The sequence below is a fragment of the Azohydromonas aeria genome, assembly GCF_009760915.1.
GTDB classification, from domain to species: Bacteria; Pseudomonadota; Gammaproteobacteria; order Burkholderiales; family Burkholderiaceae_C; genus Azohydromonas; species Azohydromonas aeria.
On sequence record NZ_VIDQ01000091.1, the window covers coordinates 1 to 25757 of the forward strand.

The 25757-nt window shown below is 70.5% G+C and carries 25 protein-coding genes; 23 read left to right on the forward strand and 2 right to left on the reverse strand.

Translation table 11 applies throughout. From position 1 onward, the window contains the following. A partial coding sequence (gene nifK / locus FJ694_RS31405) for a nitrogenase molybdenum-iron protein subunit beta (protein WP_157271471.1) occupies positions 1–1035 on the forward strand: 1035 nt, incomplete at its 5' end. A 61-nt stretch (positions 1036–1096) separates the two neighbouring features. Here nifK and corA read toward each other — a convergent pair. Next, positions 1097–2065: a magnesium/cobalt transporter CorA gene (corA, locus tag FJ694_RS31410; RefSeq protein ID WP_157271472.1), complete on the reverse strand. Its 969-nt coding sequence runs from the start codon at positions 2063–2065 to the stop codon at positions 1097–1099. Positions 2066–2259: 194 nt separating this feature from the next. Between corA and nifE the strand changes: the two genes are divergently transcribed. The 10 genes from nifE to FJ694_RS31460 all read left to right on the forward strand — a co-directional run bounded on the left by nifE (position 2260) and on the right by FJ694_RS31460 (position 14405). After that, positions 2260–3669: a nitrogenase iron-molybdenum cofactor biosynthesis protein NifE gene (nifE, locus tag FJ694_RS31415; protein ID WP_157271473.1), complete on the forward strand. Its 1410-nt coding sequence runs from the start codon at positions 2260–2262 to the stop codon at positions 3667–3669. A 26-nt stretch (positions 3670–3695) separates the two neighbouring features. Beyond that, positions 3696–5105 (forward strand): nitrogenase iron-molybdenum cofactor biosynthesis protein NifN, encoded by a 1410-nt coding sequence (gene nifN, locus FJ694_RS31420; RefSeq protein ID WP_157271474.1) that lies wholly within the window; start codon positions 3696–3698, stop codon positions 5103–5105. Between the two features lie 31 nt (positions 5106–5136). After that, a complete protein-coding gene (gene nifX, locus FJ694_RS31425) occupies positions 5137–5547 on the forward strand; it encodes a nitrogen fixation protein NifX (RefSeq protein ID WP_157271475.1) in 411 nt (136 codons plus the stop codon). Beyond that, complete coding sequence (locus FJ694_RS31430) at positions 5544–6032, forward strand: NifX-associated nitrogen fixation protein (RefSeq protein WP_157271476.1); 489 nt, start codon at positions 5544–5546, stop codon at positions 6030–6032. The genes nifX and FJ694_RS31430 overlap by 4 nt, the downstream gene beginning before the upstream one ends. Beyond that, positions 6025–6228 (forward strand): CCE_0567 family metalloprotein, encoded by a 204-nt coding sequence (locus FJ694_RS31435; protein WP_157271477.1) that lies wholly within the window; start codon positions 6025–6027, stop codon positions 6226–6228. The genes FJ694_RS31430 and FJ694_RS31435 overlap by 8 nt, the downstream gene beginning before the upstream one ends. Positions 6229–6243: 15 nt before the next feature. Then, entirely contained in the window at positions 6244–6552 is a 309-nt protein-coding gene (gene fdxB, locus FJ694_RS31440) for a ferredoxin III, nif-specific (protein ID WP_157271478.1), read from the forward strand. A gap of 2 nt (positions 6553–6554) precedes the next feature. Beyond that, entirely contained in the window at positions 6555–6956 is a 402-nt protein-coding gene (locus FJ694_RS31445) for a nitrogen fixation protein NifQ (RefSeq protein WP_157271479.1), read from the forward strand. Between the two features lie 81 nt (positions 6957–7037). Continuing rightward, positions 7038–7355 carry a hypothetical protein gene (locus FJ694_RS31450; RefSeq protein WP_157271480.1) on the forward strand — a complete coding sequence of 106 codons (318 nt, stop codon included), beginning with the start codon at positions 7038–7040 and terminating at the stop codon, positions 7353–7355. Positions 7356–7524: 169 nt separating this feature from the next. Further along, positions 7525–11403, forward strand: coding sequence for a Calx-beta domain-containing protein (locus FJ694_RS31455; protein WP_198321099.1), 3879 nt, complete (start codon positions 7525–7527; stop codon positions 11401–11403). 140 nt (positions 11404–11543) lie between these two features. Beyond that, positions 11544–14405 (forward strand): Calx-beta domain-containing protein, encoded by a 2862-nt coding sequence (locus FJ694_RS31460; protein ID WP_198321100.1) that lies wholly within the window; start codon positions 11544–11546, stop codon positions 14403–14405. A 144-nt stretch (positions 14406–14549) separates the two neighbouring features. On the opposite strand, the gene FJ694_RS31465 is transcribed toward FJ694_RS31460, so the two are convergent. Then, positions 14550–15545: a cytochrome-c peroxidase gene (locus FJ694_RS31465; RefSeq protein WP_157271483.1), complete on the reverse strand. Its 996-nt coding sequence runs from the start codon at positions 15543–15545 to the stop codon at positions 14550–14552. 389 nt (positions 15546–15934) lie between these two features. Between FJ694_RS31465 and FJ694_RS31470 the strand changes: the two genes are divergently transcribed. The 12 genes from FJ694_RS31470 to FJ694_RS31525 all read left to right on the forward strand — a co-directional run. After that, positions 15935–17149 carry an IscS subfamily cysteine desulfurase gene (locus FJ694_RS31470; RefSeq protein ID WP_157271484.1) on the forward strand — a complete coding sequence of 405 codons (1215 nt, stop codon included), beginning with the start codon at positions 15935–15937 and terminating at the stop codon, positions 17147–17149. A gap of 57 nt (positions 17150–17206) precedes the next feature. Next, positions 17207–17626 carry a Fe-S cluster assembly scaffold IscU gene (iscU, locus tag FJ694_RS31475; RefSeq protein WP_157271485.1) on the forward strand — a complete coding sequence of 140 codons (420 nt, stop codon included), beginning with the start codon at positions 17207–17209 and terminating at the stop codon, positions 17624–17626. Between the two features lie 51 nt (positions 17627–17677). Beyond that, positions 17678–18091, forward strand: a complete 414-nt coding sequence (gene erpA / locus FJ694_RS31480) for an iron-sulfur cluster insertion protein ErpA (protein ID WP_157271486.1) — start codon at positions 17678–17680, stop codon at positions 18089–18091. Positions 18092–18110: 19 nt separating this feature from the next. After that, positions 18111–18434, forward strand: a complete 324-nt coding sequence (locus FJ694_RS31485) for a HesB/IscA family protein (RefSeq protein ID WP_157271487.1) — start codon at positions 18111–18113, stop codon at positions 18432–18434. Between the two features lie 16 nt (positions 18435–18450). Beyond that, positions 18451–20346, forward strand: a complete 1896-nt coding sequence (hscA, locus tag FJ694_RS31490) for a Fe-S protein assembly chaperone HscA (protein ID WP_157271488.1) — start codon at positions 18451–18453, stop codon at positions 20344–20346. A 20-nt stretch (positions 20347–20366) separates the two neighbouring features. Further along, entirely contained in the window at positions 20367–20756 is a 390-nt protein-coding gene (gene fdx / locus FJ694_RS31495) for an ISC system 2Fe-2S type ferredoxin (RefSeq protein WP_157271489.1), read from the forward strand. An 84-nt stretch (positions 20757–20840) separates the two neighbouring features. Beyond that, entirely contained in the window at positions 20841–21323 is a 483-nt protein-coding gene (locus tag FJ694_RS31500; protein WP_157271490.1) for a DUF1579 family protein, read from the forward strand. 177 nt (positions 21324–21500) lie between these two features. Then, a complete protein-coding gene (gene nifV, locus FJ694_RS31505; RefSeq protein WP_157271491.1) occupies positions 21501–22643 on the forward strand; it encodes a homocitrate synthase in 1143 nt (380 codons plus the stop codon). Between the two features lie 37 nt (positions 22644–22680). After that, positions 22681–23031, forward strand: a complete 351-nt coding sequence (gene nifW, locus FJ694_RS31510; RefSeq protein ID WP_157271492.1) for a nitrogenase stabilizing/protective protein NifW — start codon at positions 22681–22683, stop codon at positions 23029–23031. A 34-nt stretch (positions 23032–23065) separates the two neighbouring features. Beyond that, positions 23066–23914, forward strand: a complete 849-nt coding sequence (locus FJ694_RS31515; RefSeq protein ID WP_157271493.1) for an electron transfer flavoprotein subunit beta/FixA family protein — start codon at positions 23066–23068, stop codon at positions 23912–23914. 18 nt (positions 23915–23932) lie between these two features. Further along, on the forward strand, positions 23933–25033 hold the full coding sequence (locus FJ694_RS31520; protein ID WP_157271494.1) for an electron transfer flavoprotein subunit alpha/FixB family protein: 1101 nt from the start codon (positions 23933–23935) through the stop codon (positions 25031–25033). A gap of 14 nt (positions 25034–25047) precedes the next feature. After that, a partial coding sequence (locus FJ694_RS31525; protein WP_157271495.1) for an FAD-dependent oxidoreductase occupies positions 25048–25757 on the forward strand: 710 nt, incomplete at its 3' end.

Genomic DNA, 25757 nt, shown 5'->3' on the forward strand with positions numbered 1-25757 from the left:
CCGGCGGAGTTCGACGTGCCCTTCGCCCACACGCCGGCCTTCGTGGGCAGCCACGTCACGGGCTACGACAACGCGCTGCTGGGCGTGCTCAAGCACTTCTGGGACGGCAAGGCCGGCACCGCCGAGCCGCTGGTGCGCAGCCCGGATGAGAGCATCAACTTCATCGGCGGCTTCGACGGCTTCGTCGTGGGCAACATGAAGGAAGTGCGCCGCATCTTCGAGCTCTTCGGCGCCAAGGTGAACATCCTCTGCGACCCCTCGGAGGTCTGGAACACGCCCACCGACGGCGAGTTCCGCATGTACGACGGCGGCACGACCAAGGCCGAGGTCGAGGCCGCGCTCAACGCCAAGGCGACGATCATCTTCCAGGAGTACTGCTGCGAGAAGACGGCCAGGTACATCGCAGAGAAGGGCCAGGAGGTGGTGGTGCTCAACGCCCCGGTGGGCGTGGCCGGCACCGACCGCTTCATCATGGCGATCGCGCGGCTGACCGGGCTGCCCATCCCGGCCCAGCTGGAGAAGGAGCGTGGCCAGCTGGTGGACGCGCTGGCCGACAGCCAGGCGCACCTGCACGGCAAGCGCTACGCGCTCTACGGCGACCCGGACCAGCTGCTGGGCTACACGGAGTTCCTGCTGGAGCTTGGCGCCGAGCCCGCGCACGTGCTGGCCACCAACGGCGGCGAGGCCTGGGCGGCCAAGGTGCAGGCGCTTTTCGACGCCTCGCCCTACGGCGCGACGTGCAAGGTGTACCCCAAGCGCGACCTGTGGCACATGAGGAGCCTCCTGCACACGGAGCCGGTGGACTTCCTGATCGGCAACACCTACGGCAAGTACCTGGAGCGCGACGTGGGCACGCCGCTGATCCGGCTGGTGTTCCCGATCTTCGACCGGCACCACTACCACCGCTTCCCGACCTGGGGCTACGAGGGCGGGCTGCGGCTGCTGACCATGCTGCTCGACGAGTTCTTCGAGACGCTGGACGCCAACACCATCGTCCCGGGCAAGACGGACTACAGCTACGACATCATCCGCTGAGCGGCCGGTCCCTCACTGCGAACGCCGCGGCCCCGAGCCGCGGCGTTCTTCGTTCGGGGCCCTACAACCAACCAGCTTTCTTGAAACGCCGGTACAGCAGCACGCAGGTCAGCACGATGGTGCCCAGCGCCAGCGGGTAGCCGTACTTCCAGTGCAGCTCGGGCATGTGCTCGAAGTTCATGCCCCAGATGCCGGCAAAGGCCGTGGCGGCGGCGAAGATGCCGGCCCAGGCGGCCAGCTGCTTGGTGATCTCCGACTCCTCGATGGTCACCATCGAGAGATTCACCTGGATCGCCGTGCCCACCGTGTCGCGCAGGTCGTCAAGACTCGCGTTGATGCGCAACAGGTGGTCGTACACGTCGCGGAAGTACTCGCGGTTGCCCTCGCACACGCTGGGCACGCGGCCGCGCCAGAGCTTGCTCACCGCCTCCAGCAGCGGCGTGACGGCATGGCGCACGCTCATGATGCGCTGCTTGAGGTGGTAGAGCTGGCGGATGTTCTGCCGCGCCGAGCCGGACTCGAAGATCTGCGCCTCCAGCGCCTCCAGCTCGGTCTCCATCAGCTCGATGAGCGGGAAGTAGCGGTCCACCACCGCGTCGAGCAGCGCGTACAGCACGAAGCCCGCGCCGTGGCGCAGCAGGTGCGGCTCGCGCTCGGCGCGCTCGCGCACGCCCAGCAGGCTGTGGCGGCTGCGGTTGCGCACCGAGAGCACGAAGTTGGGCCCGACGAAGGCGTGCACCTCGCCGATGCGCACCTGGTCCAGCACGTCCAGCTCCACGGTGTGCATGACCACGAACAGCTGGTCGGCGTACTCCTCGACCTTGGGCCGCTGCTGGCCGTGGCTGGCGTCTTCCACCGCCAGGTCGTGCAGCCCGAACTCCCGCTGCATCACCGCCAGCTCCTCGTCGCTGGCGTCGCGCAGCGCCACCCACACGAAGCAGTCGGGCCGCTGCACGTAGCGGCTGATGTCCTCGACCGGGATGTCGGAGAGCTTCTTCCCCTCCTGGTAGGCGACGCAGTTGATGAGCATGACGGCGGACTTCCTCGTGAACCCGCCATTCTTGCGCATCGTGAAAGCCGCGCGGCACGGGCGTGTCGGGTTTGTCGCGAACCCGCCAGCCCGGCGGCCGCCAGGGAGCCCGGCGCGGCGGATTTGTCCCGGATCAGGCGGCGCAGGCCCTGGCACCGAACCTGCATAGGCCTGGGCGCACGCCAGGAGAAAGCATGTCGCCCAGCCTCAAGGACAAGATTGCGCAGGTCTTCGACGAGCCCGGTTGCGAGCACAACCAGGCCAAGGACGAGAAGGCGCGCAAGAAGGGCTGCACCAAGCAGCTCACGCCCGGGGCGGCGGCCGGCGGCTGCGCCTTCGACGGCGCCAAGATCGCGCTGCAGCCCATCGTGGACGTGGCCCACCTGGTGCACGGCCCCATCGCCTGCGAGGGCAACTCCTGGGACAACCGCCACAGCGCCTCATCCGGTTCACAGCTCTACCGCACCGGCTTCACCACCGACATCAACGAGCTCGACGTCATCTACGGCGCCGAGAAGCGGCTGTTCAAGGCGATCCGGCAGGTGCTCGACACCCAGGACCCGGCCGCGGTGTTCGTCTACCAGACCTGCGTCACCGGCCTCATCGGCGACGACATCGAGGCCGTGTGCAGGCGCGCCGCCGAGAAGTTCGGCAAGCCGGTGATCCCCGTCAACGCGCCCGGCTTCGCCGGGCCGAAGAACCTGGGCAACAAGCTCGGCGCCGAGGCGCTGCTGGACTACGTGGTCGGCACGGTCGAGCCGGAGGTGACCACGCCCTACGACATCAACATCATCGGCGAGTACAACCTCTCCGGCGAGCTGTGGCAGGTCAAGCCGCTGCTCGATGCGCTGGGCATCCGCATCCTGAGCTGCATGTCGGGCGACGGCCGCTACCGCGAGATCGCGAGCGCGCACCGGGCCAAGGCCAACATGATGGTGTGCTCAAAGTCGATGATCAACATCGCCACGCGCATGCAGCAGCGCTGGGGCATACCGTACTTCGAAGGCTCGTTCTACGGCATCTCGGACATGAGCTCCACGCTGCGCGAGATCGCGCGGCTGCTGGTGGAGCAGGGCGCCGACGCCGAGCTGAAGGAGCGCACCGAGGCGCTGATCGCCGTCGAGGAAGCCCGGGCCTACGAGCGCATCCGCGCCTACCGCGAGCGGCTCACGGGCAAGAAGGTGCTGCTCATCACCGGCGGCGTCAAGAGCTGGTCGGTGGTGTCGGCGCTGCAGGAAGCCGGCCTGGAGGTGGTGGGCACCAGCGTCAAGAAGAGCACCAAGGAAGACAAGAAAAAAATCAAGGAGATCATGGGCGACGACGCGCACATGATCGACGACCTGTGCCCGCGCGAGATGTACGCCATGCTGCGCGACGCGCGCGCCGACATCATGCTCAGCGGCGGCCGCAGCCAGTTCGTCGCGCTCAAGGCGCGCATGCCCTGGATGGACATCAACCAGGAGCGCCACCACGCCTTCGCCGGTTACGAGGGCATGGTCACCATGATCGGCGAGATCGACAAGGCGCTGTTCAACCCGGTGTGGCAGCAGGTGCGCGCGCCCGCGCCCTGGGAAGACACCGCCGAAGCGGCGCTGCCGGCCTGACGACGAAGCAACCCCGGAGCACCGCCATGGCCACCGTCATCGAGTCGCGCAAAGCCGCCGCCGTCAACCCGCTCAAGATGAGCCAGCCGCTGGGTGCCAGCTACGCCTTCATGGGGCTGGACGCCTGCATGCCCGTGATGCACGGCTCGCAGGGCTGCACCTCCTTCGGGCTGGTGCTGCTGGTGCGCCACTTCAAGGAGGCCATCCCGCTGCAGACCACGGCGATGAACGAGGCCACCACCATCATGGGCGGCTACGACAACCTGGAAAAGGCGCTTCTCAACATCCGCTCTCGCGCCAGGCCCCGGCTCATCGCCATCTGTTCCACCGGCCTGACCGAGACCAAGGGCGACGACGTCGAAGCGTTCATCCGGCTGGCGCAGGACAAGCACCCGGAACTGGCCGACACCGCCGTGGTGTACGTGTCCACGCCCGACTACGTCGGCGCCTTCCAGGACGGCTGGGCCGCGGCCGTGACGGCGCTGGTGGCCAAGCTGCCGCGCGAGAGCGAGCCGCGCGTGCCGGGCAAGCTCGCGGTGCTGCCGGGCGCGCACCTGTCGCCGGGCGACATCGAGGAGCTGCGCGAGGTCATCGAGTCCTTCGGCCTGCAGCCGGTGTTCGCGCCGGACGTGTCGGGCTCGCTCGACGGGCACATCCCCGAGCAGTGGCTGGGCCACACGCAGGGCGGCACCACGCTCGACGAGCTGCGGGCGCTGGGCGGCGCGGAGCATGCCATCGCCCTCGGCGAGCAGATGCGCCCGGCGGCCGAGACGCTGCACTCGCGCTGCGGCGTGCCCTTCACGCTGTTCGACCGGCTCACGGGCCTGACGGCCAGCGACGCGCTGGTGAAGTTCCTGAGCCAGCTCAGCGGCCGGTCCGTGCCCGCGAAACTGCGGCGCCAGCGCAGCCAGCTGGTGGACGCGATGCTCGACGGCCACTTCCACTTCGGCAACGTCAAGGTGGCGCTGGGCGCGGAGCCCGACCTGCTGTGGGCGGCCGGCAGCTTCCTCGCCGAGCTGGGTGCGGAGCTGAGCGTGGCCGTCACCACCACGAAGAGCCCGCTGCTGGAGCGGCTGCCCACGGCCGAGGTGCTCATCGGCGACCTGGAGGACCTGGAGCGCAGCGCGCAGGCTGCCGGTTGCGACCTGCTGATGACGCACTCGCACGGGCGCCAGGCCGCGGCGCGGCTGAACAGGCCGCTGTTCCGGCTGGGCATCCCGATGTTCGACCGCATCGGCAACTCGCACGTCTGCCACGTCGGCTACCGCGGCAGCCGCAACTTCGTTTACGAGGTCGGCAACCTGCTGATGGACCAGATCCACCATGCCCGTCCCGACGACTGGCCGCTCACGCCCGCCGCGCGTGCCGCGGTCGCAGGCCTGGCGCCCCCCGCGGCCGCGGGCACGGCCGGCGGCGTCGCCGCGATCAGCCTTTGAACCACCACGTTCCCCAACGGAGTTCGAGCCCATGAAAGTTGCCTTCGCCACCCAGGACCAGCAGCGCGTGGACGCGCACTTCGGCTGGGCCAAGCACCTGGCCGTCTATGAGGTTGCCGCCGACGCGTGCAGCTTCGTCGAGGACTTCGCCTTCGGCGACAACCTGGCCGAGGACGGCGACGAGGACAAGCTCGCGCCCAAGCTGGCCGCCATTCACGACGTGGCCATCGTCTACGTCGCGGCCATCGGCGGCTCGGCCGCGGCGCGGGTGGTTGCCAGCGGCATCCACCCGGTGAAGGTCACGGGCCCGGAGCCGATCCAGGAGATCCTGCAGAAGCTGCAGGCCGTGCTCCAGGGCACGCCGCCGCCGTGGCTGCGCAAGGCGCTGCTCAAGGGCCAGGCCAAGCGCTTCGATTTCGACGAGGAAGAGGTGACGCAATGAGCGAAGTACAGGAGCCCGCGGCCGACGCCGCCACCGCCGACGAGGCGCTGCTGCAGGACCGGTTCATCCGCGAGCTGGTCAAGCAGCTGCGCGCGCAGGACACGCACGGCACGTGGGAGGGCAAGGGCGACCTGCAGCTGCTGCAGCCCTACGTCATCACCGCCGAGCAGCGCCGCGAGATGCCGCTGATGGGCGACCCCGACCCCGAGACGCTGTGGCGGCTGGACCTGTTCCACAACGCCATCGGGCTGGCCATCGAGCGCGCCACGGGCTGCATGGTCTCACCCATGATGAAGATGAGCCACGAGGGCTTCGGCCGCGCGGTGCTGACCACCGGGCGCCTCATCGTCGTCAACCGCTACCTGCGCGACGTGCACCGCTTCGGCTACCCCTCGCTGAAGAAGCTGGCCGACGCCGGCAACAAGCTGGTGGACGAGGGCATTTCCATGATCGAAAAGTACAGGGAGGTGGCCACCTATGGCTGACATCGACACGCTCAAGGCCGAAGTGAAGAAGCTCAACGCCAAGGCCACGCAGGCCAAGATGGACCTGCACGACCTCAGCGAGGAGCTGCCCACGAACTGGGAGCGCATTCCCGAAGTGGCGCGCGTGGCGCACGAGGCGCACTCGGCCCTGGTGGATGCGCGCGTGCGGCTCGCCGCCGCGCAGGCCACGGCCTGAAGGAGGAAGAGCGCCATGGCCCATTTCAGCGTCACCATGCCTTCAGGCGAGAGCTGGACGCCCACCTTCGTCGAGTCCATCAACGAGGCCAAGTGCATCGGCTGCGGGCGCTGCTTTCGCGTCTGCCCGCGCGGCGTGCTGGAGCTCGTGGGCCTGGACGAGGACGGCGAACGCATCGTGCTGGACCCGGACGGCGACGATGACGAGGAGTATGAGAAGAAGGTGATGACGATCGCCCACGGCGAGCTGTGCATCGGCTGCACCGCCTGCGCCAGGATCTGTCCGAAGAAGTGCTACACGCACGCGCCGGCGGCGGCGGTGTGACCATGCTCGCGCAGCACCGCTTCCTGGCGCAGCCGCTGCCGCTGGCCCTGGCCCGCCGCGCCGCGCGCGACGACGAGGTGCAGGACGTGCGGCAGCTGCTGCTGGACCATGCCGACCCCGCGGCCGGCACGCCGGCCGAGATCGAGAGCCTGGCCGAGACGGTGGCCGTGGCCTGCCTGGGCGACAACCACCTGTGGCAGGACCTGCAGCTGGCCTCGCGTGCCGAGCTCTCGGCGCTGATGCGCCACTGGTTCCCGGCGTTGGTGGCACGCAACGCCGGCGACATGAAGTGGAAGAAGTTCCTCTACAAGCAACTGTGCGAGCGCGAAGAGATTTTCATTTGCAAGGCGCCGAGTTGCAGCGTGTGCACCGACCACGCGCTTTGCTTCGGGCCTGAAGCCTGAAGTCGGCATGGATGCTGCGTGCGCCGTGGCCGGCGGTGCCGTCTGGCACCATGTCGGGGCCTAATTGCCGGGAGCTTGCGCATGCTGACGTGGTCGGAGATCCAGAGCACGATGCAGATCGATTTCGAGCTGCGGCTCGAAGCGCTGGAAGAGGAACTGCTGCGCGAGCTGCTGCAGCACCCGCAGATGCTGCGGCGCATGGCGCCCGGGCACCTGACGGACGAGGAAGTGCAGGCCATCGGCGACAAGGCGCTGGAGGCGGTGGTGGCGCGCAAGGCGGCCGAAGCCGCAGTGGCCGCGGCGGCGGCGCTGCTGCAGGCGCCGGCCACGGCGCAGCCGGCCGCCGCCGGCTGGCTGTGGCCCACGCTGTTCCCATGGATGAGCCTGACCCGGCGTTGACCGTGGTGTAAACAAGCGCTCAAAACGTTCGAGCTGGTCGAGACCGCACCGGGTTTTTGCTCACCAACCCGGGAAGTTCCCCGGGTGACTCTTCCTAAGCTCTTGCGCGCCCTGCCCGTGGGCGCAACCGCGCATGCTGGCAGGCCCTCCATTGCCTGGGAGCCCTGCCATGCCCATCGTTGTCGATGACGTCGAGCTTGACGAATCCGCCTCCGTCGCGCGCTTCACGCTGCGGTTGACGTCGCCCAACGCGCTGCCGGTAAGCGTGCGCTACAACAACTCCAACGTCACCGCCGCCAACGGCTCGGACTACTCGGCCCGCTCCGGCACGGCGACCTTCGCGCCGGGGCAGACCTCGCTCACCATCGAGATACCGCTCCTCAACGACACGAGCGTGGAGCGCACCGAGTTCTTCACGCTCAACCTCTTCAGCGCGGTCAACGACACCATCGCGCGCGAGTCCGCCTGGGCCACCATCCACGACAACGACGCGCCGCGCGTGGCCGCGCCCGTCATCCGCGTCGGCGACCGCGTGGTGGACGAGAGCGCCGGGGTGGTGAACTTCACCGTCACGCTGGACCGCCCAAGCAACAGCAACGTCAGCGTCAACGTCGCCACGGCCAACGGCACGGCCATCGCCGGCCAGGACTACAGCGCGCTGTCGCAGACGCTGGTGTTCACGCCGGGACAGACCGCCAAGACCGTCAGCGTCGCGCTGATCAACGACAACGTGGCCGAGGTGGCCGAGTGGTTCGACCTGCGCCTGTCCGGGGCGGTGAACGGCACGCTGCTGGCGCCCACGCACGGCCGCGCCACCATCGGCGCCAACGACGCCGCGCCGGTGTCGCTGCCGCTCGTCAGCGTGTCCGACGCGGTGGCCGGCGAGAGCGACACGGCGCTGCGCTTCGTCGTCTCGCTGAGTGCGCCTTCGACCCAGCAGGTCACGGTCCGCTACAACAACGGCAACCTCACGGCGTCCAACGGCAGCGACTACGTGGCGCAGTCGGGCACGCTGGTGTTCCTGCCCGGCGAGACCACCAAGGTGGTCACGGTGCCGGTGCTCGACGACCTCAACGCCGAGCGCACGGAGTTGATGGCGCTGAACCTGTTCTCGGCCGTCAACGCCGCGGTCGGCAGGGAGCAGGGGCTGGGCCGCATCCACGACAACGATGCCACCGCCGGCACGCCCGCGATCCGCGTGGCCGACACGGTGGTGGACGAGTCGGCCGGCATGGTGACCTTCACCATCGCGCTGGACCGGCCCGCGACCGGCAACGTCAGCGTCAACGTCGCCACGGCCAACGGCACCGCCGTCGCCGGGCAGGACTACACCGCACTGCCGGCGCAGTCGCTGGTGTTCACGCCGGGACAGACCGTCAAGACCGTCAGCGTCGCGCTCACCAATGACACGGTGGCCGAGCTGGCCGAGTGGTTCGACCTGCGCCTGTCCGGGGCGGCAGGCGCCACGCTGCCGGCACCCACCTTCGGCCGCGCCACCATCGGCGCCAACGACGCCGCGCCGGTGTCGCTGCCCTATGTCACGGTGTCGGATGCGGTGGCCGACGAGAGCGACACGGCGCTGCGCTTCGTCGTCTCGCTGAGCGCGCCGTCCACGCAACAGGTCACGGTCCGCTACAACAACGGCAACATCACGGCCGCCAACGGCAGCGACTACCTGGCGCAGTCGGGCACGCTCGTGTTCGCGCCGGGCCAGACCACGCAGGTGGTCGAGATCCCGGTGCTCAACGACCTCAACGCCGAGCGCGCCGAGCTGCTCGGGCTGAACCTGTTCTCGGCCGTCAACGCCGTCATCGGCAGGGAGCAGGGGCTGGGCACCCTGTACGACAACGACGGCACCACCGGCACGCCCGTGATCCGCGTGGCCGACACGGTGGTGGACGAGGCTGCGGGCGTCGCGCGCATCAGCATCGTGCTGGACCGCCCCAGCACCGGCAACGTCGGCGTCAGCGTCGCCACCGCCAACGGCAGCGCCGTGGCCGGGTCGGACTACGTGGCCCAGCCGCTGCAGCAGCTGGTGTTCACGCCCGGGCAGACCGTCAAGACGGTGGAGGTGGCGCTCCTCAACGACACCGCCGCCGAGCCGGGCGAGTACTTCGACCTGGTGCTCTCCGCCCCGTCGGGCGCGAGCCTGCCGGACGCGAACGCGCGCGTGTTCATCGCCGCCAGCGACGCGCCGGCCGTGGCGGCGCCGCTGATCAGCGTCTCGGGCGTGCAGGCGTCCGAGGGCGACACGGCGCTGCGCTTCCTGGTGTCGCTGAGCGCGCCGTCCACGCAGCAGGTCACGGTTCGCTACAACAACGGCAACGTCACCGCCGCCAACGGCAGCGATTACCTGGCGCAGAGCGGCACGCTGGTGTTCGCGCCGGGCCAGACCGTCAAGGAGGTCGTCATCCCGCTGCTCGACGACCTCAACACCGAGGCGCCTGAGCTGATGGCGCTGAACCTGTTCTCCGCCGCCGGGGGCACGATCGTGGCCGAGCGGGCGCTGGGCCGCATCCATGACAACGACGGCACCACCGGCACGCCGGTGCTGTCGGTGAGCGACGGCATCGTGGACGAGTCCGGCCTGTTCGCCCGCTTCGAGGTCACGCTCGACCGGCCCAGCACCAGCCAGGTCCAGGTACAGGCGGCCACGGCCAGCGGCACCGCGGTGGCGGGCCAGGACTACGAGGCCCTGCCCGCGCAGACGCTGGTGTTCGCCCCTGGCGAGACCAGCCGCACGGTGCTGGTCAACCTGCGCAACGACGCGGTGGCCGAGGGCCCCGAGTTCTTCGACCTGCAGCTCTCCGGCGCCGTCAACGCCAGCATCGGCGACGTGCGCGGCCACATGGCCATCGCGCCCAGCGACGGCGCCCGGGTGGCCACGCCCACCGTGTCGGCCGCGGCGATCCCGGCGCCCGAAGGGGGCACGGCGCTGGACTTCATCGTCACGCTGAGCGCGCCCTCGGCGCAGCTGGTGAGCGTGCGCTACAACAACGGCAACGTCACCGCGGGCAACGGCAGCGACTACCTGGCGCAATCGGGCATCCTCGTGTTCGCGCCCGGGGAGACGCTGAAGGTCGTGCACATCCCGGTGCTCGACGACCTCGCCACCGAAGCCACCGAGACCTTCAACCTCAACCTGTTCAGCCCGGTCAACGCGACGGTGGGCACGGCCACGGTGGTGGGCAGCATCATCGACAACGACCCGGCGCCCGCGGGCCAGCTCAGCGTCAACGGCACCGGCAACGCCGAGGTGCTGGTCGGCCGGCCCGGGGCCAACGTGGTCGTGGGCGGCGGCGGCAACGACCTGCTCGACGGCGTGGCCGGCGTGGTCATGCGCGGCGGCGCGGGCAACGACACCTACATCGTCGAAGCCGCCACCGACAGCGTGAGCGAGGCCGGCGGCTCGGGCACCGACACCGTGGCTGCCTACCTGTCCTACACGCTGGGTGCCGGGCTGGAGAACCTGCTGCTGCTGGGCGCGGCCGCGAACGGCACCGGCAACACCGGCAACAACGTGATCACCGGGAACGGCGCCGCCAACGTGCTCGACGGCGGCGCCGGCAACGACACCCTGACCGGCGGCGCGGGCAGCGACACGCTCACCGGCGGCACGGGGGCTGACGACTTCGTGTTCAACAGCCTGGTGGGCAGCGACACCATCACCGACTGGAACAGCGCCGACGACCGCCTCGTCTTCAGCATGGCCGGCGTGCGCGTGGGCGACGGCGACACGGCGGTGGAGGGCGGCCTGGTGCGCGCCGCGCCCGGCGGCTTCGGCACCGCGGCGGAGCTGGTGATCTTCACGGCCGACATCGCCGGCGGCATCACGGCCGCCGGCGCCGCGGCGGCCATCGGCTCGGCCACCGCCGCCTATGCGGTGGGCGACGCGCGGCTCTTTGCCGTGGACAACGGCATCGACAGCGGCGTGTTCCTGTTCCGCTCGGCCGGCGCCGACGCGCAGGTCGGCGCCGCCGAGCTCACGCTGCTGGCCACGGCCCGGGGCGGGACCACGGCGCTGTCGGACTTCGCCTTCACGGCCTGATGAACCTGTCGCCGGCGGACCCTGCGCCGCGCAGGGTCGCGCCGGTGGCGCCCGAAGCGCGGGACTATCCTGCCGCGGTCCTTGCCGACGCAGCCATGCCGCCGTGCCGTGCAAGCCCGAGAGGTTTTCGGGAGAGCGCCATGGCCATCCTGATCGACGACGTGGACGTGGACGAGTCGCAGGGCGTCGCCGTCTTCACGCTGCGGCTGGACCAGGCCCGCGACGCGCCGGTGAGCGTGCGCTGGGCCACCGCCAACGGCAGCGCCCGCGCCGGCAGCGACTACGCCGCGCGCGCCGGCACGGTGAGCTTCGAGCCGGGGCAGCTGACGCGCACGGTCAGCGTGCCGCTCTTCGACAACCCGGCGCGCGAAGGGCTGGAGCTGTTCAAGGTCACGCTGTCCGACCCGGTCAACGACGTCATCGGCCGCGGCACGGCCTGGGCCGCAATCCACGACGACGACGCGCCCGCGGGCCGGCCCGTGATCCGCGTGGCCGACACCGTCGTGGACGACAGCCTGGACCAGGCCATCTTCACCCTCACCCTGGACCGTCCCAGCGACAGCCCCGTGCGCGTGACGCTCAACACCGCGAACGGGACGGCCATCGGTGCCTCCTGGGGCGACTACCTGCCGCTGCCCGCGCGCACGGTGTTGACCTTCCAGCCCGGCGAGGTGGTCAAGACCGTGGCGGTGGACGTGCCGCAGCACACCTGGCCCTTTGCCGAGCGCTCGCTGTTCTTCGACCTGAACCTGTCCTCGCCGGTGGGCGCGAGCCTGCCCGACACCAGCGCCCGCGCCTTCATCGCGGGCGCGGCCGACCTCGGCAGCGACTCCCTGCCCATGGCCAGCGTCTCCGACGTGCTGGTGGACGAGGGTGCCGGCCTGCTGCGCTTCGTCGTCACGCTCAGCCAGCGCCCCTACGGCGCCAGCAGCGTGGACTTCCGCGTCAGCGGCGTCACGGCCTTCGCGGGCTCGGACTTCGTGGCCCAGTCCGGCACGCTGGTGTTCGGGCCCCGCGAGAACACCCGGATCGTCACCGTCCCGCTGCTGGATGACCGCGTGGCCGAAGGCGAGGAGGTGCTGCGGCTCACGCTGAGCTCGCCGCGGGACCTGGTCATCGGCGACGGCACGGGCGATGCCCTCGGCGTGATCCGCGACAACGATGCCGCGGCCGTCGCCAGGCCCGTGATCCGCGTCGACGATGGCGTGGTCGATGGTTTCGAGCCGTTCGCGCGCTTCAACGTCTGGCTCGACAAGCCGGGCACGCAGGCGGTCACGGTGCGCTACGCCACCGCTGACGCCAGCGCCCTCAACGCGAACAGCTACGGCGACTACAGCGTCCAGGGAACGCAGACGCTGGTGTTCGCGCCCGGCGAGGTGGTCAAGACCGTGCTGGTGCCGCTGGGCAACCGGGCCGTGGTCAGCGGCGGCGGCATCGAGGACGCCGTGCCCATGAAGTACTTCGACCTGCTGCTGTCCGGCGCCACCAACGCCACGCTGGGCGACGCGCGCGCGCACATGGTGCTGCCGGCCCAGGCCGAGGGCACGACGGATACGCCCCGCGTGCGCGGCGCGGCCTCGCCCGTCGGCGAGAACGGCACCACGCTGGACGTGGCGGTGATGCTCGACGCGGCGTCCTGGTCCATGGAGTCCGTGCGCTACACCGTCATCGGCGGCACGGCGCGCGCCGGCGTGGACTTCGTGGCGCAGTCCGGCTTCGTCAACTTCGCGCCGGGGCAGCTGCTGCAGATGCTGCGCATCCCGCTGCTCAACGACGCGCTCGCGGAGGGCACCGAGACGCTGCAGGTCAACCTCTTCGCCAACGGCGCCGCCACGCCGGTGGTGGTGCAGGCGCGCATCCTGGACGACGAGCGCCCGGACGCCACGGCGCAGACGCTGCGCGGCCCGGCCGACGTGGGCAGCCTGCTCGTGGGCCAGCCCGGCACGACGCTGGTCGTCGGCGGCGCGGGCAACGACCTGCTCGACGGCGTGGGCGCCGTGACGCTGCGCGGCGGCGCGGGCGACGACGGCTACATCGTCGATGCCGCCAACAACCCGGTGCAGGAGTGGGCCGGCGGCGGCACCGACACCGTGTACGCCTACGTCAACCACGCGCTGGATGCCAACGTCGAGAGGCTGGTGCTGGCCGACGTCACGCCGCTGCGCGGCACGGGCAATGCGCTGGACAACTCGCTGCAGGGCAACCTCGCGGCCAACGTGCTCGACGGCGCGGGGGGCAAGGACCGGCTTTGGGGCGGCGCGGGCGACGACACGCTCAACGGCGGCGACGGCGACGACGAGCTGCACGGCCAGGCCGGCTTCGACGTGCTCAACGGCGGTGCGGGCAACGATTTCCTGAGCGGCAGCGGCGACCACGACGACTCGGGCTACACGGGCGACGTGCTCAACGGCAACGAGGGCAACGACCGTCTCTCCGCTTATGGCGTGGGCAACAGCACGCTCGACGGCGGCAGCGGCGACGACGTGCTCATCGGCGCCCAGGGCAGCGACCTGAGCCTGGGCGGCATCGGCAACGACAGCCTCGAAGGCGGCGCGGGCCTGGACACCCTGATCGGCGGCGCCGGTGCCGACACCTACGGCACGGGCCATTACGGCCCCGACCACGCCGATCCCGACCTCATCCAGTCCTGGGTGAGCGGGGAGGACAAGTTCGTCTTCCACGGCTTCGGCGGCTTTGGCGGCCCCATCGGCGCCGTGCTGCGCAACGCCCCGGGCAACTTCTCCGCCCGCGACCAGCTGGTGATCTTCACCCGCGACATCGACGGGCCCATCACGGCCGAGAGCGCGGCCGGGCAGATCGGTTCGGCCACCGAGTCCTACCGCGGCCGGGAATCCCGCTTCTTCGTCGTGGACGACGGCACGGCCACCGGCGTGCTGGTCTTCACCAACCGCGACGACGACCGGCATGTCGAGGCCGACGAGTTGCGACTGCTGGCGTTCCTGGACGGCATGACGCGGCCGGGCGACTACCTCATGGGCTGATTCCCGATGTGGTTCCGGGCTGGAAGACCGCCGAGTCCTGGGTGAGAGGCCCGCGCGCACGAAAAAAGGCCGCCCGAAGGCGGCCCAAGCTCCCGTGGCGACGCCGGCCGTCGCCCTTGGCCGGCGTGTGACCCTGGAAACGGTTCAGAACGGCTGCGGACGCGGCGTGGCGTCGGTGGACGGCGGCAGGATCGGCAGCGCGAACTTCGGCTGCTCGCCCGTGAGCGTCTTGAGGAAGGCGACGATCTGCGCGTTCTCCACCTCGGTGAACTCACGGCCCAGTTGCAGCCGGCCCATGATGTCCACGGCCTGCGTCAGCGTGGCGGCCTCGCCGTCGTGGAAGTACGGGTAGGTCAGCTCCACGTTGCGCAGCGTGGGCACCTTGAAGTTGAAGCGGTCGGCGTCCTTGCCGGTGACGGCCACGCGGCCCTGCGCCGGGCTGCTGGCGGTGTAGGGCGCGACGATGCCCATCTTCTGGAACGAGTTGCCGCCCACGGCCGGGCCGTTGTGGCAGGCGGTGCAGCCGCTGTCCTTGAACAGCTTGTAGCCGGCGAGCTCGTCCTTGGTCAGCGCCGTCTTCTTGCCCATGAGCCACTGGTCGAAGCGCGAGTTCGGCGTGACCAGCGTCTCCTCGAAGGCGGCAATCGCCTTGGTCACGCCGTCGATGGTGACGCCGTCGGTCTTGAACACCTGCTTGAACTCGGCCTTGTAGGCGGGGATCGAGGCCAGCACGTCCACCGCGAGCTCGTGCGTGAAGGCCATCTCGCCGGGGTTGGCGATGGGGCCGCCGGCCTGGTCCTTGAGCGTCTTGGCGCGGCCATCCCAGAACTGCGCCACGTTGAAGCTGGAGTTGAGCACCGTGGGCGCGTTGATCGGGCCCTTTTGCCAGTTGTGGCCGATGGAGGTCTTGAGGTTGTCCGTGCCGCCCATGCTCAGGTTGTGGCACGAGTTGCAGGAGATGAAGCCCGACTTCGAGAGACGGGGATCGAAGTAGAGCTTCTTGCCCAGCTCGACCAGCGCCGGGTCGGCCGGCTTGGCCGCCTTGATCGGCTGGATGGGCTCGCCGGCGCCCGCGGCCTGGGCGGTGCCTGCAAAGGCGAACGCGAGGGCCAGGGCCAGGGGTCTGAAGGTACTGCTCATGATCGCTCCGGATTGTCCTGTCGGTTGCAACCGCAACTGGTGGGGGACGCGATCCAGCTTGCGGCGAGCCCTCTTGGTGGGGGCTGGGAACATTGCAGCACCGGCCGGTACAGCGGGCTCTGACGGGGATCAATGCGCACTGCCGGGGTGCAGGGACCTTTGCGCCACCTCAAAACCCGATGCGGTGTCGGGAGTCCGGCACCGAACCCTTGAGGCGTCGCAGACCCGACAAACCCGACATCCGCCGCGGCCACCGGCGGCCACCGGCGGCACCCGCGCAAAGCGATAAGCCATTGATCCAGCGCAACATTCCCTGCCGGACCCGGGTTGGCACGGTCCCTGCGATGCAGCGCCCAACGCAGCACCAGCCAGCACACGGGAGCGAACGAATGGACAGCGCCAAGCCGATCTACCTGGACTACGCAGCCACGACGCCGGTGGACCCGCGCGTGGTGCAGCAGATGGTGCCCTACCTCTACCAGCAGTTCGGCAACCCGGCCTCGCGCAGCCACGCTTACGGCTGGGCCGCGGAGGAGGCGGTGGAGATCGCCCGCGAGTACGTCGCCGCCCTCGTCGGCGCCGACCCGCGCGAGATCGTCTGGACCTCGGGCGCGACCGAGTCCAACAACCTCGCCATCAAGGGCGCGGCGCAGTTCCACCGCAGCCGCGGCCGGCACCTGGTCACGGTCAAGACCGAGCACAAGGCCGTGCTCGACACCATGCGCGAGCTGGAGCGCGAAGGTTTCGAGGTCACCTACCTGGACGTGCAGGCGGACGGGCTGCTGGACCTGGCCGCGCTGGAAGCGGCACTGCGCCCGGACACGATCCTGGTGTCGGTGATGTGGGTCAACAACGAGATAGGCGTGATCCAGGACATACCGGCCATCGCCGCGCTGTGCCGCGCGCGCGGCATCCTCTGCCACGTGGACGCGGCGCAGGCCAGCGGCAAGGTCGCCATCGACATGAACGCCGTGCCGGTGGACCTGCTGAGTCTGTCCGCGCACAAGACCTATGGCCCCAAGGGCATCGGCGCGCTCTACGTGCGGCGCAAGCCGCGCGTGCGCATCGAGGCGCAGACGCACGGCGGCGGCCACGAGCGCGGCATGCGCTCGGGCACGCTGCCCACGCACCAGATCGTGGGCATGGGCGAGGCCTACCGGCTGGCCCGGGAGAACATGGGGCGCGAGAACGAGCGCATCCGCGCGTTGCGCGACCGGCTGCTCTCGGGCCTGGCCGACATCCCGGCCGTGCGCGTCAACGGCAGCCTGGACAGCCGCGTGCCGCACAACCTCAACATCAGCTTCGAGTTCGTTGAGGGCGAGTCGCTGCTCATGGGCATCAAGGGCGTGGCCGTGTCCTCGGGCTCGGCCTGCACCTCCGCCAGCCTGGAGCCCAGCTACGTGCTGCGCGCGCTGGGCTTGTCGGACGAGGTGGCGCACAGCTCGATCCGCTTCTCGGTGGGCCGCTTCACGACCGAGGCCGAGATCGACGCGGCCGTGGCGCAGGTGCGCGCCACGGTCGAGCGGCTGCGCGCGCTGAGCCCGCTGTGGGAGCTGCACCAGGCCGGCATCGACCTCGCCACCATCCAGTGGGCCGCGCACTGAGCGCGCGCCCGAAGTTGCCAACGCATCCGCCTTTGGACCGCACACAGGAGCCCTGACATGGCATACAGCGACAAGGTCATCGAGCACTATGAGAACCCGCGCAACGTCGGCAGCCTGGAGGCCGACGACAGCGTCGGCACCGGCATGGTCGGCGCGCCGGCCTGCGGCGACGTGATGAAGCTGCAGATCAAGGTCAACCCGGACACCGGCGTGATCGAGGACGCGCGCTTCAAGACCTACGGCTGCGGCTCGGCCATCGCGTCGAGCTCGCTGGTGACGGAGTGGGTCAAGGGCCGCACGCTGGAGCAGGCGCTGGCCATCAAGAACACCGCCATCGCCGAGGAGCTGGCGCTGCCGCCCGTGAAGATCCACTGCTCGATCCTGGCCGAGGACGCCATCAAGGCCGCGGTGGCCGACTACCGCTCGCGCCGCGCCCCCGTCACCGAGCAGCCTGCCTGCGCCAGCAGCAACGGCTAAAGCACGCCGACCCCGCACATCCCCGTCCCGACACAACCAGGAGAGACCACCATGGCCTGCCAATCCCAGCCCAACGCCGCCGGCAGCTGCAGCACCTCGGCCGCGCCCCCGATGCCCGTCGAGCTGCCCGAAGGCAGCGAACCGATCCGGCTGACGCCGGCCGTGGTCAGCAAGGTGTCGGAGATGCTGGCCGAGGAGGGCGACCCGGCGCTGCAGCTGCGCATCTTCGTCACCGGCGGCGGCTGCTCGGGCTTCCAGTACGGCTTCGCCTTCGACGACGAGCGCAAGGACGACGACTTCCGCGTCGAGCGCGACGGCGTGAAGGTCGTGGTCGATGCCATGAGCCTGCAGTACCTGGTGGGCGCGGAGATCGACTACGAGGACAAGCTCGAAGGCGCGCGCTTCGTCATCAAGAACCCCAACGCCAGCAGCACCTGCGGCTGCGGCAGCTCCTTCTCCGTCTGAGCGCACAGCGAGGTTCACCATGAGCATCAGCGTGACCCCCAAGGCCGCCCACCAGATCCGCAAGGCGCTCGCCCAGCGCGGCGGCGGGCTCGGCCTGCGCCTGGCGGTGAAGACCAGCGGCTGCTCCGGCTACGCCTACGCGCTGGAGTTCGCCGACGCGGCCGGCGCCGAGGACCTGCGCTTCGACAGCGAGGGCGTCACGCTGATCGTGGACGCGGCCAGCCTGCCGATGATCGACGGCACGCGACTCGACTGGGTGCGCGAGGGCCTCAACGAGGGCTTCAAGTTCGACAACCCCAACGCCGCGGCCACCTGCGGCTGCGGCGAGAGCTTCGCCGTCTGAGAAGGAAAGCGACACCATGGCCCTGTTGCAGATCGCCGAGCCCGGGCGCAGCGCCGCCCCGCACCAGCACCGGCTGGCCGTGGGCATCGACCTGGGCACCACCAACTCCCTGGTGGCCACCGTGCGCAGCGGCATGGCGCAGGTGCTCGGCGACGCGCAGGGCCGCGCGCTGCTGCCCTCCGTCGTGCACTACGGCGAGGACGGCGCGGTGCTCGTCGGCCACGAGGCCCAGGCCCGCGCCGTGGCCGATCCGCTCAACACCATCGCCTCGGCCAAGCGCCTGATCGGGCGCCGCCTGGCCGACGTGCAGCACAGCCTGCTGCCCTACGCGCTGGAGCCGCTGTCCGACACCGCCGTGGGCGTGCACACGCGCCACGGCGTCAGGAGCCCCGTGGAGATCGGCGCGCAGGTGCTGCGCGCGCTGCGCGAGCGCGCGGAAAGCTCGCTGGGCGGCACGCTGGTGGGCGCCGTCATCACCGTGCCGGCCTACTTCGACGACGCGCAGCGCCAGGCCACCAAGGACGCCGCGCAGCAGGCGGGCCTGGCCGTGCTGCGGCTGCTCAACGAGCCTACCGCCGCGGCCGTGGCCTACGGCCTGGACAAGGGCAGCGAGGGCACCTTCGTGGTCTACGACCTGGGCGGCGGCACCTTCGACGTGTCGGTGCTGCGGCTGCAGCGCGGCGTGTTCGAGGTCATCGCCACCAACGGCGACGCCATGCTCGGCGGCGACGACTTCGACCACTGCCTGGCCACGCATTTCATGGCGGCCACCGGCGGCTGGACTTCGGAAACCGGTGCGCTGCTGGCCGCGGCGCGGCGGGCCAAGGAAGCGCTGAGCGAGCAGGACGCCGTCGAGATGCGCTGCAGCCGGGCCGATGGCAGCGAGGCGGTGCTCGCGCTCACGCGCGCGACCTTCGACGCGCTGACCCGGCCCCTGGTCGAGCGCAGCCTGGGCCCGGTGAGGCGCGCGCTGCGCGATGCGAAGCTGCGCCCCGACGAGGTGGACGGCGTGGTGCTGGTGGGCGGCTCGACGCGGCTGCTGCAGGTGCGCGCCGAGATCGAAAGGCTGTTCGGCCGGCCGCCACTGACCGACATCGACCCCGACCAGGCCGTGGCGCTCGGCGCGGCGCTGCAGGCCGACCAGCTCGCGGGCAACCGTGCCGGCGACGGGCTGCTGCTGCTCGACGTGTGCCCGCTGTCGCTGGGCATCGAAACCATGGGCGGACTGGTCGAGAAGATCATCCCGCGCAACAGCAGCGTGCCCACGGCGCGGGCACAGGACTTCACCACCTTCAAGGACGGCCAGACCGCGCTGGCGCTGCACGTGGTGCAGGGCGAGCGCGAGCTGGTCGGCGAATGCCGTTCGCTGGCGCGGTTCACCTTGCGCGGCATCCTGCCGATGGCCGCGGGCGCGGCGCGCATCCGCGTGACCTTCCAGATCGATGCCGACGGGCTGCTGTCGGTGAACGCGGTGGAGCAGCTCTCCGGCGTGCAGGCGCACGTGGAAGTGAAGCCCAGCTACGGGCTGGCCACCGAGACCGTCACCGGCATGCTCAAGGACGCGCTGGGCACCGCCGCGCAGGACAGCGCGGCGCGCATGCTGCGCGAGGCGCAGATCGACGCGCGGCGGCTGCTCGACGCGATCGAGGCCGCGCTGCGCGAGGACGGCGACGCGCTGCTGCAGCCCTCGGAACGCCAGGAGATCCTGGCCGGCATGCAGGCCGTGGCCGACGTGCTGGCCGAGAGCGCCGCGGCCGGGGACTCGGCCGAGGAGGGGCGCCGGCTGCGCGAGGCGCTGCGCGGCACGTCCGCGGCGCTCAACACCATCACCACGCCCTTTGCCGGGCGGCGCATGGACCTGCGCATCCGCCAGGCCCTCTCGGGCCAGCGCATGGACCAGCTCGCCGCCTGAGCGGGAAAAGGAGCCGCGCCATGAGCACCGATGCCGCCGACACCGCCGCCGCCACCCCCAAGGCCGCGGCGCCGCTCACGCACGTGCGCGTGCTGCCGCATCCCGAGCTGTGTCCTGAGGGCAAGGTCTTCGAGGCCAAGGCCGGGCGCAAGCTGGTCGATGCGATGCTGGACAACGGCATCGAGATCGAGCACGCCTGCGAGAAGGTCGGCGCCTGCGCCACGTGCCACGTGCACGTGCGCGAGGGCGGCCAGTTCCTGGCCGCGGCCGACGAGGAGGAAGAGGACCAGCTCGACGACGCCTGGGGGCTGGATGCGCAGTCGCGGCTGTCGTGCTGCGTGCGCGTGAAGGGGCCGGAGCTGGTGATCGAGCTGCCGCGCTTCACGCGCAACCACGCGCGGGAGCGCTGAGAGTCCCGCGGCGCGGGGTGCCGCGCCAGACTCGGCGGGCCCCGGTCTTGCCCCGGCATGCGGGCAGCTTTCCGGAGCCCCGCCATGGCCGCTTCCGTCTCACCGATCCCGCCCCGGCGCACGGCGCTGCACGACGCCCTGGAGGCCTTCCTGGGCACCTGGCACGCCACGGGCAGTTCCTTCGGCGGTCGGCGCCAGACGCGCGAGGCGCCGCGGGCCTCGCCGTCGCCCTGGACCAGCACCCACAGCGCGTACTGGCACACCGGTGGCTTCTTCCTCGTGCAGGACGAGCGCGCCAGCGTGGACGGCGGGCCCTTCGACACGCTGTTCATCCTGGGCGTCGATCCCGACAGTGGCGGCGGCTTCGTGCGCAGCTTCGAGAACCACGGCTTCCAGCGCTGCTACGCGCTGCGCCGCGAGGGCCGGGTCTGGACGCTCGACGGCGCGCAGGAGCGCGCGCGCATCGAGTTCAGCGCCGACGGCCGCACCCAGATCATCCACTGGGAATGGCGTCCGCAGGACGGCTGGCTGCCGCTGTGCGACCGGGTGGCGGTGCGGGTGGATTGAGCCCGCGCACGCCGTGCAGCCGAGCGCCGCACGCGGCGCTGTAGGCAAGGCGACAAACCGCACAGCGCCGCGGTACGCGGCCGATCCCAAAAAAACGCAGTGCCCACGGGCACTTGCCGCATTCCGGCCCATGGCACGGCCCTTGCGATCCTGCGGCCCAGGATGCCTGGAGCCGCCATGGAGCCACAAAGTTTCATCGTCAACGACACCACGCTGCGCGACGGCGAGCAGACGGCGGGCGTCGCCTTCACCGACCTGGAGAAGCTCGCCATCGCCCGCGCGCTCGACGACGCCGGCGTGCCGGAGATGGAAGTGGGCATCCCGGCCATGGGCGCGCAGGAGGTGGAGCTCATCCGCATCATCGCCGCCAGCGTCGAGCGCGCGCGCACCATGGTGTGGGCGCGCATGGCCCACGCCGACCTGGCCGCCGCGCTGCGCTGCGGCGCCGACATCGTGCATCTCTCCATTGCCGTGTCGGACCAGCAGATCGCCGCCAAGCTGCGCCGCACGCGGGCCTGGGTGCTGGAGACCATCGCCGAGTTCGTGGACCGCGCCCGCGACGCCGGCGCGGCGGTGAGCGTGGGCTTCGAGGATGCCTCGCGCGCCGATCCCGCCTTCCTGTGCCGGGCCGCGCAGGCGGCGCAGCGCCACGGTGCCATCCGCGTGCGCTATGCCGACACGCTGGGCGTGCTCGAGCCCTTCGGCACCTTCGAGCGCATCGCGCAGCTGCGCGCCGAAACCGACCTCGACATCGAGATCCACGCCCACGACGACCTGGGCCTGGCCACGGCCAACACCCTGGCCGCGCTGCGCGCCGGCGCCACGCATGCCAGCACCACCGTCAACGGCCTGGGCGAGCGCGCCGGCAACGCCGCGCTGGAGGAGGTGGCCATGGCCGCACGCCACCTGCACGGCGTCGATTGCGGGGTGGACACGACGCGGCTGCCGGCGCTGTCGCAACTGGTGGCGCAGGCGGCCAACCGGCCCGTGGCCGCGGGCAAGAGCATCGTGGGCGCGGCCGTGTTCCGCCACGAGTCGGGCATCCACGTTGACGGGCTGCTCAAGGACCGCGGCAACTACGAGGCCTTCGCGCCCGAGGAACTCGGCCGCACGCACGAGCTGGTGCTGGGCAAGCATTCGGGCTCGCACGGCGTGCGCGCGGCCTGCGCGCGGCTGGGGCTGGCGCTGACCGAGGGCCAGGCCGAGCAACTGCTCGAACACGTGCGCCAGCAGGCCGTGGCGCGCAAGCAGCCGCTGACCGACGCCGACCTGCGCCGCCTCTACCTCCACACCGCGGCGCGCCAGGCGCTGGCGGCGTGACCCCCGGGACAGTCCAACAAACCATCGGGAGACCACCATGGACTCGCTCACCCAGCGCCTCAAGGCCCTTTCCAGCGCCGAGGACTTCCTGCAGTTCTTCGGCGTGCCCTACGACGAGCGCACCGTGCAGGTGAACCGGCTGCACATCCTCAAGCGCTTCTACCAGTACCTGCACAAGGCCGAGGGCCTGGCCGGGCTCGACGACGTGGAGCTGTTCCGCCGCTACCGCGAGCTGCTGGTGCAGGCGCACCAGGACTTCGTGACCTCCACCGCCGCGCGCGAGAAGGTGTTCAAGGTGTTCCAGGACGCCGACGGCACGCAGCACGTGCAGCTGAGCTCGCTGCGCGAGAGCCTCGCCGAGCGGCGCGCCGCGCGCGCGGCGGGTTGAGCCCGCAACACGCATCCACAGGAGAGACCCCGCCATGCACATCGTCGTCTGCATCAAGCAGGTGCCCGACTCGGCGCAGATCCGCGTCCACCCGGTCACCAACACCATCATGCGCCAGGGCGTGCCGGCCATCGTCAACCCCTACGACCTGTTCGCGCTGGAGGAGGCGCTGCGGCTGAAGGACCGGTTCGGCGGCCGCGTGACGGTGCTGTGCATGGGCCCGCCGCAGGCCGAGGACGCGCTGCGCAAGTGCGTAAGCTTCGGCGCCACCGACGCGATCCTGGTCACGGACCGCTCGTTTGCCGGCGCCGACACGCTGGCCACCAGCTACGCGCTGGCCGCGGCCATCCGCAGGATCGGCCAGGAACAGGCGGTGGACCTGGTCTTCACCGGCAAGCAGACCATCGATGGCGACACCGCGCAGGTCGGCCCGGGCATCGCCAAGCGATTGAACATGAACCTGCTGACCTACGTCAGCCGCATCGTCGAGGTGGACCTCGACGGGCGGCGCATCAAGGTCGAGCGCCGCGCCGAGGGCGGCGTGCAGCTGCTCGACACCACGCTGCCCTCGCTCATCACCATGCTCGAAGGCACCAACGAGATGCGCTTCGCCACCATGGACGACATGCTGCGCGCGGGCCGCTGCACGGTGCGCAAGTGGAACAAGGACGATGCCGGCATCGAGGACGTGACGAAGATCGGCCTCAAGGGCTCGCCCACGGTGGTGAGCAAGGTCTTCGGCCCGACGCCGCGCAGCGAGAAGGCCGACATGATGGTCGTGGCCGACTCCAGCGTGAACGACGTCTGCCTGAACCTGCTGCAGAAGATCTTCACCACGCACCCGACGCTCGAGGAAGAGACCGTCGAGCGGCTGAGCGCCTGAAGCCCCGGGAGGACAATGATGAGCGAAGCAACCAAACCCGCTGCCGCCCGGCCCGCCGGCCGTGCCGGCCGCAACACCGAGCTGCCCGAAGCCCTCAAGTGCTACAAGGGCGTGTGGGTCTTCGTCGAGCACGACCGCGGCCACGTCAACCCGGTGAGCTGGGAACTCATGGGCGAGGCTCGCAAGCTCGCCGACAAGCTCGGCGTGGACGTGAGCGGCGTGATCATGGGCGGCCCGGACGAGACGCTGGACGCCTTCGCCAAGGAGGCCTACGCCTACGGCGCGGACCACTGCTACCTGATGCGCGACCCGGTGCTCAAGGGCTACCGCAACGAGCCCTTCACCAAGGGCCTGACCGACCTGGTCAACCGGTACCAGCCCGAGATCCTGCTGCTGGGCGCGACGACCATGGGGCGCGACCTGGCGGGCTCGGTGGCGACCACGCTGGGCACGGGCCTCACGGCCGACTGCACCGAGCTCAACATCGACGGCCGCGCGCTGGCAGCCACGCGCCCGACCTTCGGCGGCTCGCTGCTGTGCACGATCATGACGCTGGCCTACCGCCCGCAGATGGCCACGGTGCGCCCGCGCGTGATGCGCATGCCCCGGCGCGACGATGCGCGCACGGGCGACGTCATCGAGATGGCGCTGGGCATGGTGGAGACCGACATCGTCACCAAGCTGCTGAGCTTCATCCCGGATGCCGAGCGCAACACCGTCAACCTGGCCTACGCCGACATCGTCGTTTCCGGCGGCAAGGGGCTGAAGAACGCCGACAACTTCAAGCTGGTGTGGGAACTGGCCCGGGTGCTGGGCGCCGAGGTCGGCGCCACGCGCGCCGTGGTGCAGGCCGGCTGGGCCGAGAACGAGCGCCAGGTCGGGCAGACCGGCAAGACGGTGCGCCCGCGCCTCTACATCGCCGCGGGCATCTCCGGCGCGATCCAGCACCGCGTGGGCATGGAGGGCTCGGACGTGATCGTGGCGATCAACACCGACCCCAACGCGCCGATCTTCGACTTCGCCCACTACGGCATCGTCGGCAACGCGATGCAGGTGCTGCCCGTGCTGACCCAGGCGTTCCGCACGCACCTGGACAAGCGCATCCGCAAGGTGGCCTGAAAGGAGATCGCGACATGGCCAGGCATGCCAAGGAGAAGTTCGATGCGATCGTCGTGGGCGCGGGGCCTTCGGGCAACGCCGCGGCCTACACGATGGCCCAGGCGGGGCTCAAGGTGCTGCAGATCGAGCGCGGCGAGTACCCGGGCAGCAAGAACGTGCAGGGCGCGATCCTCTACGCCGACGCGCTGGAGCGGATCATCCCGGACTTCCGCGACGACGCGCCGCTGGAGCGCCACGTCATCGAGCAGCGGGTGTGGGTGCTCGACGACGCCTCCTTCGTCGGCACGCACTTTCGCAGCGACGACTACAACAAGCCGCCCTACAACCGCTACACCATCATCCGTGCCCAGTTCGACAAGTGGTTCTCGTCGAAGGTGCGCGAGGCCGGCGCGCTGCTGATCTGCGAGACCACGGTGGAGGAGCTGCTGCTCGACGGCGAGCGGGTGGTGGGCGTGCGCTGTGACCGCATCGGCGGCGAGGTGTATGCCGACGTGGTGGTCCTGGCCGACGGCGTGAACTCCACCCTGGCGCGCAAGGCGGGGCTGCACGGCGAGATCCAGGCGTCCAACGTGGCGCTGGCGGTCAAGGAGATCCTGTTCCTGCCGGAGGAGGTGATCCAGCAGCGCTTCAACGTCAAGGACGAGGAGGGCGTGGTCATCGAGATGATGGGCAGCGTCACCGAAGGCATGGTGGGCACGGGGTTCCTCTACACCAACCGCGACTC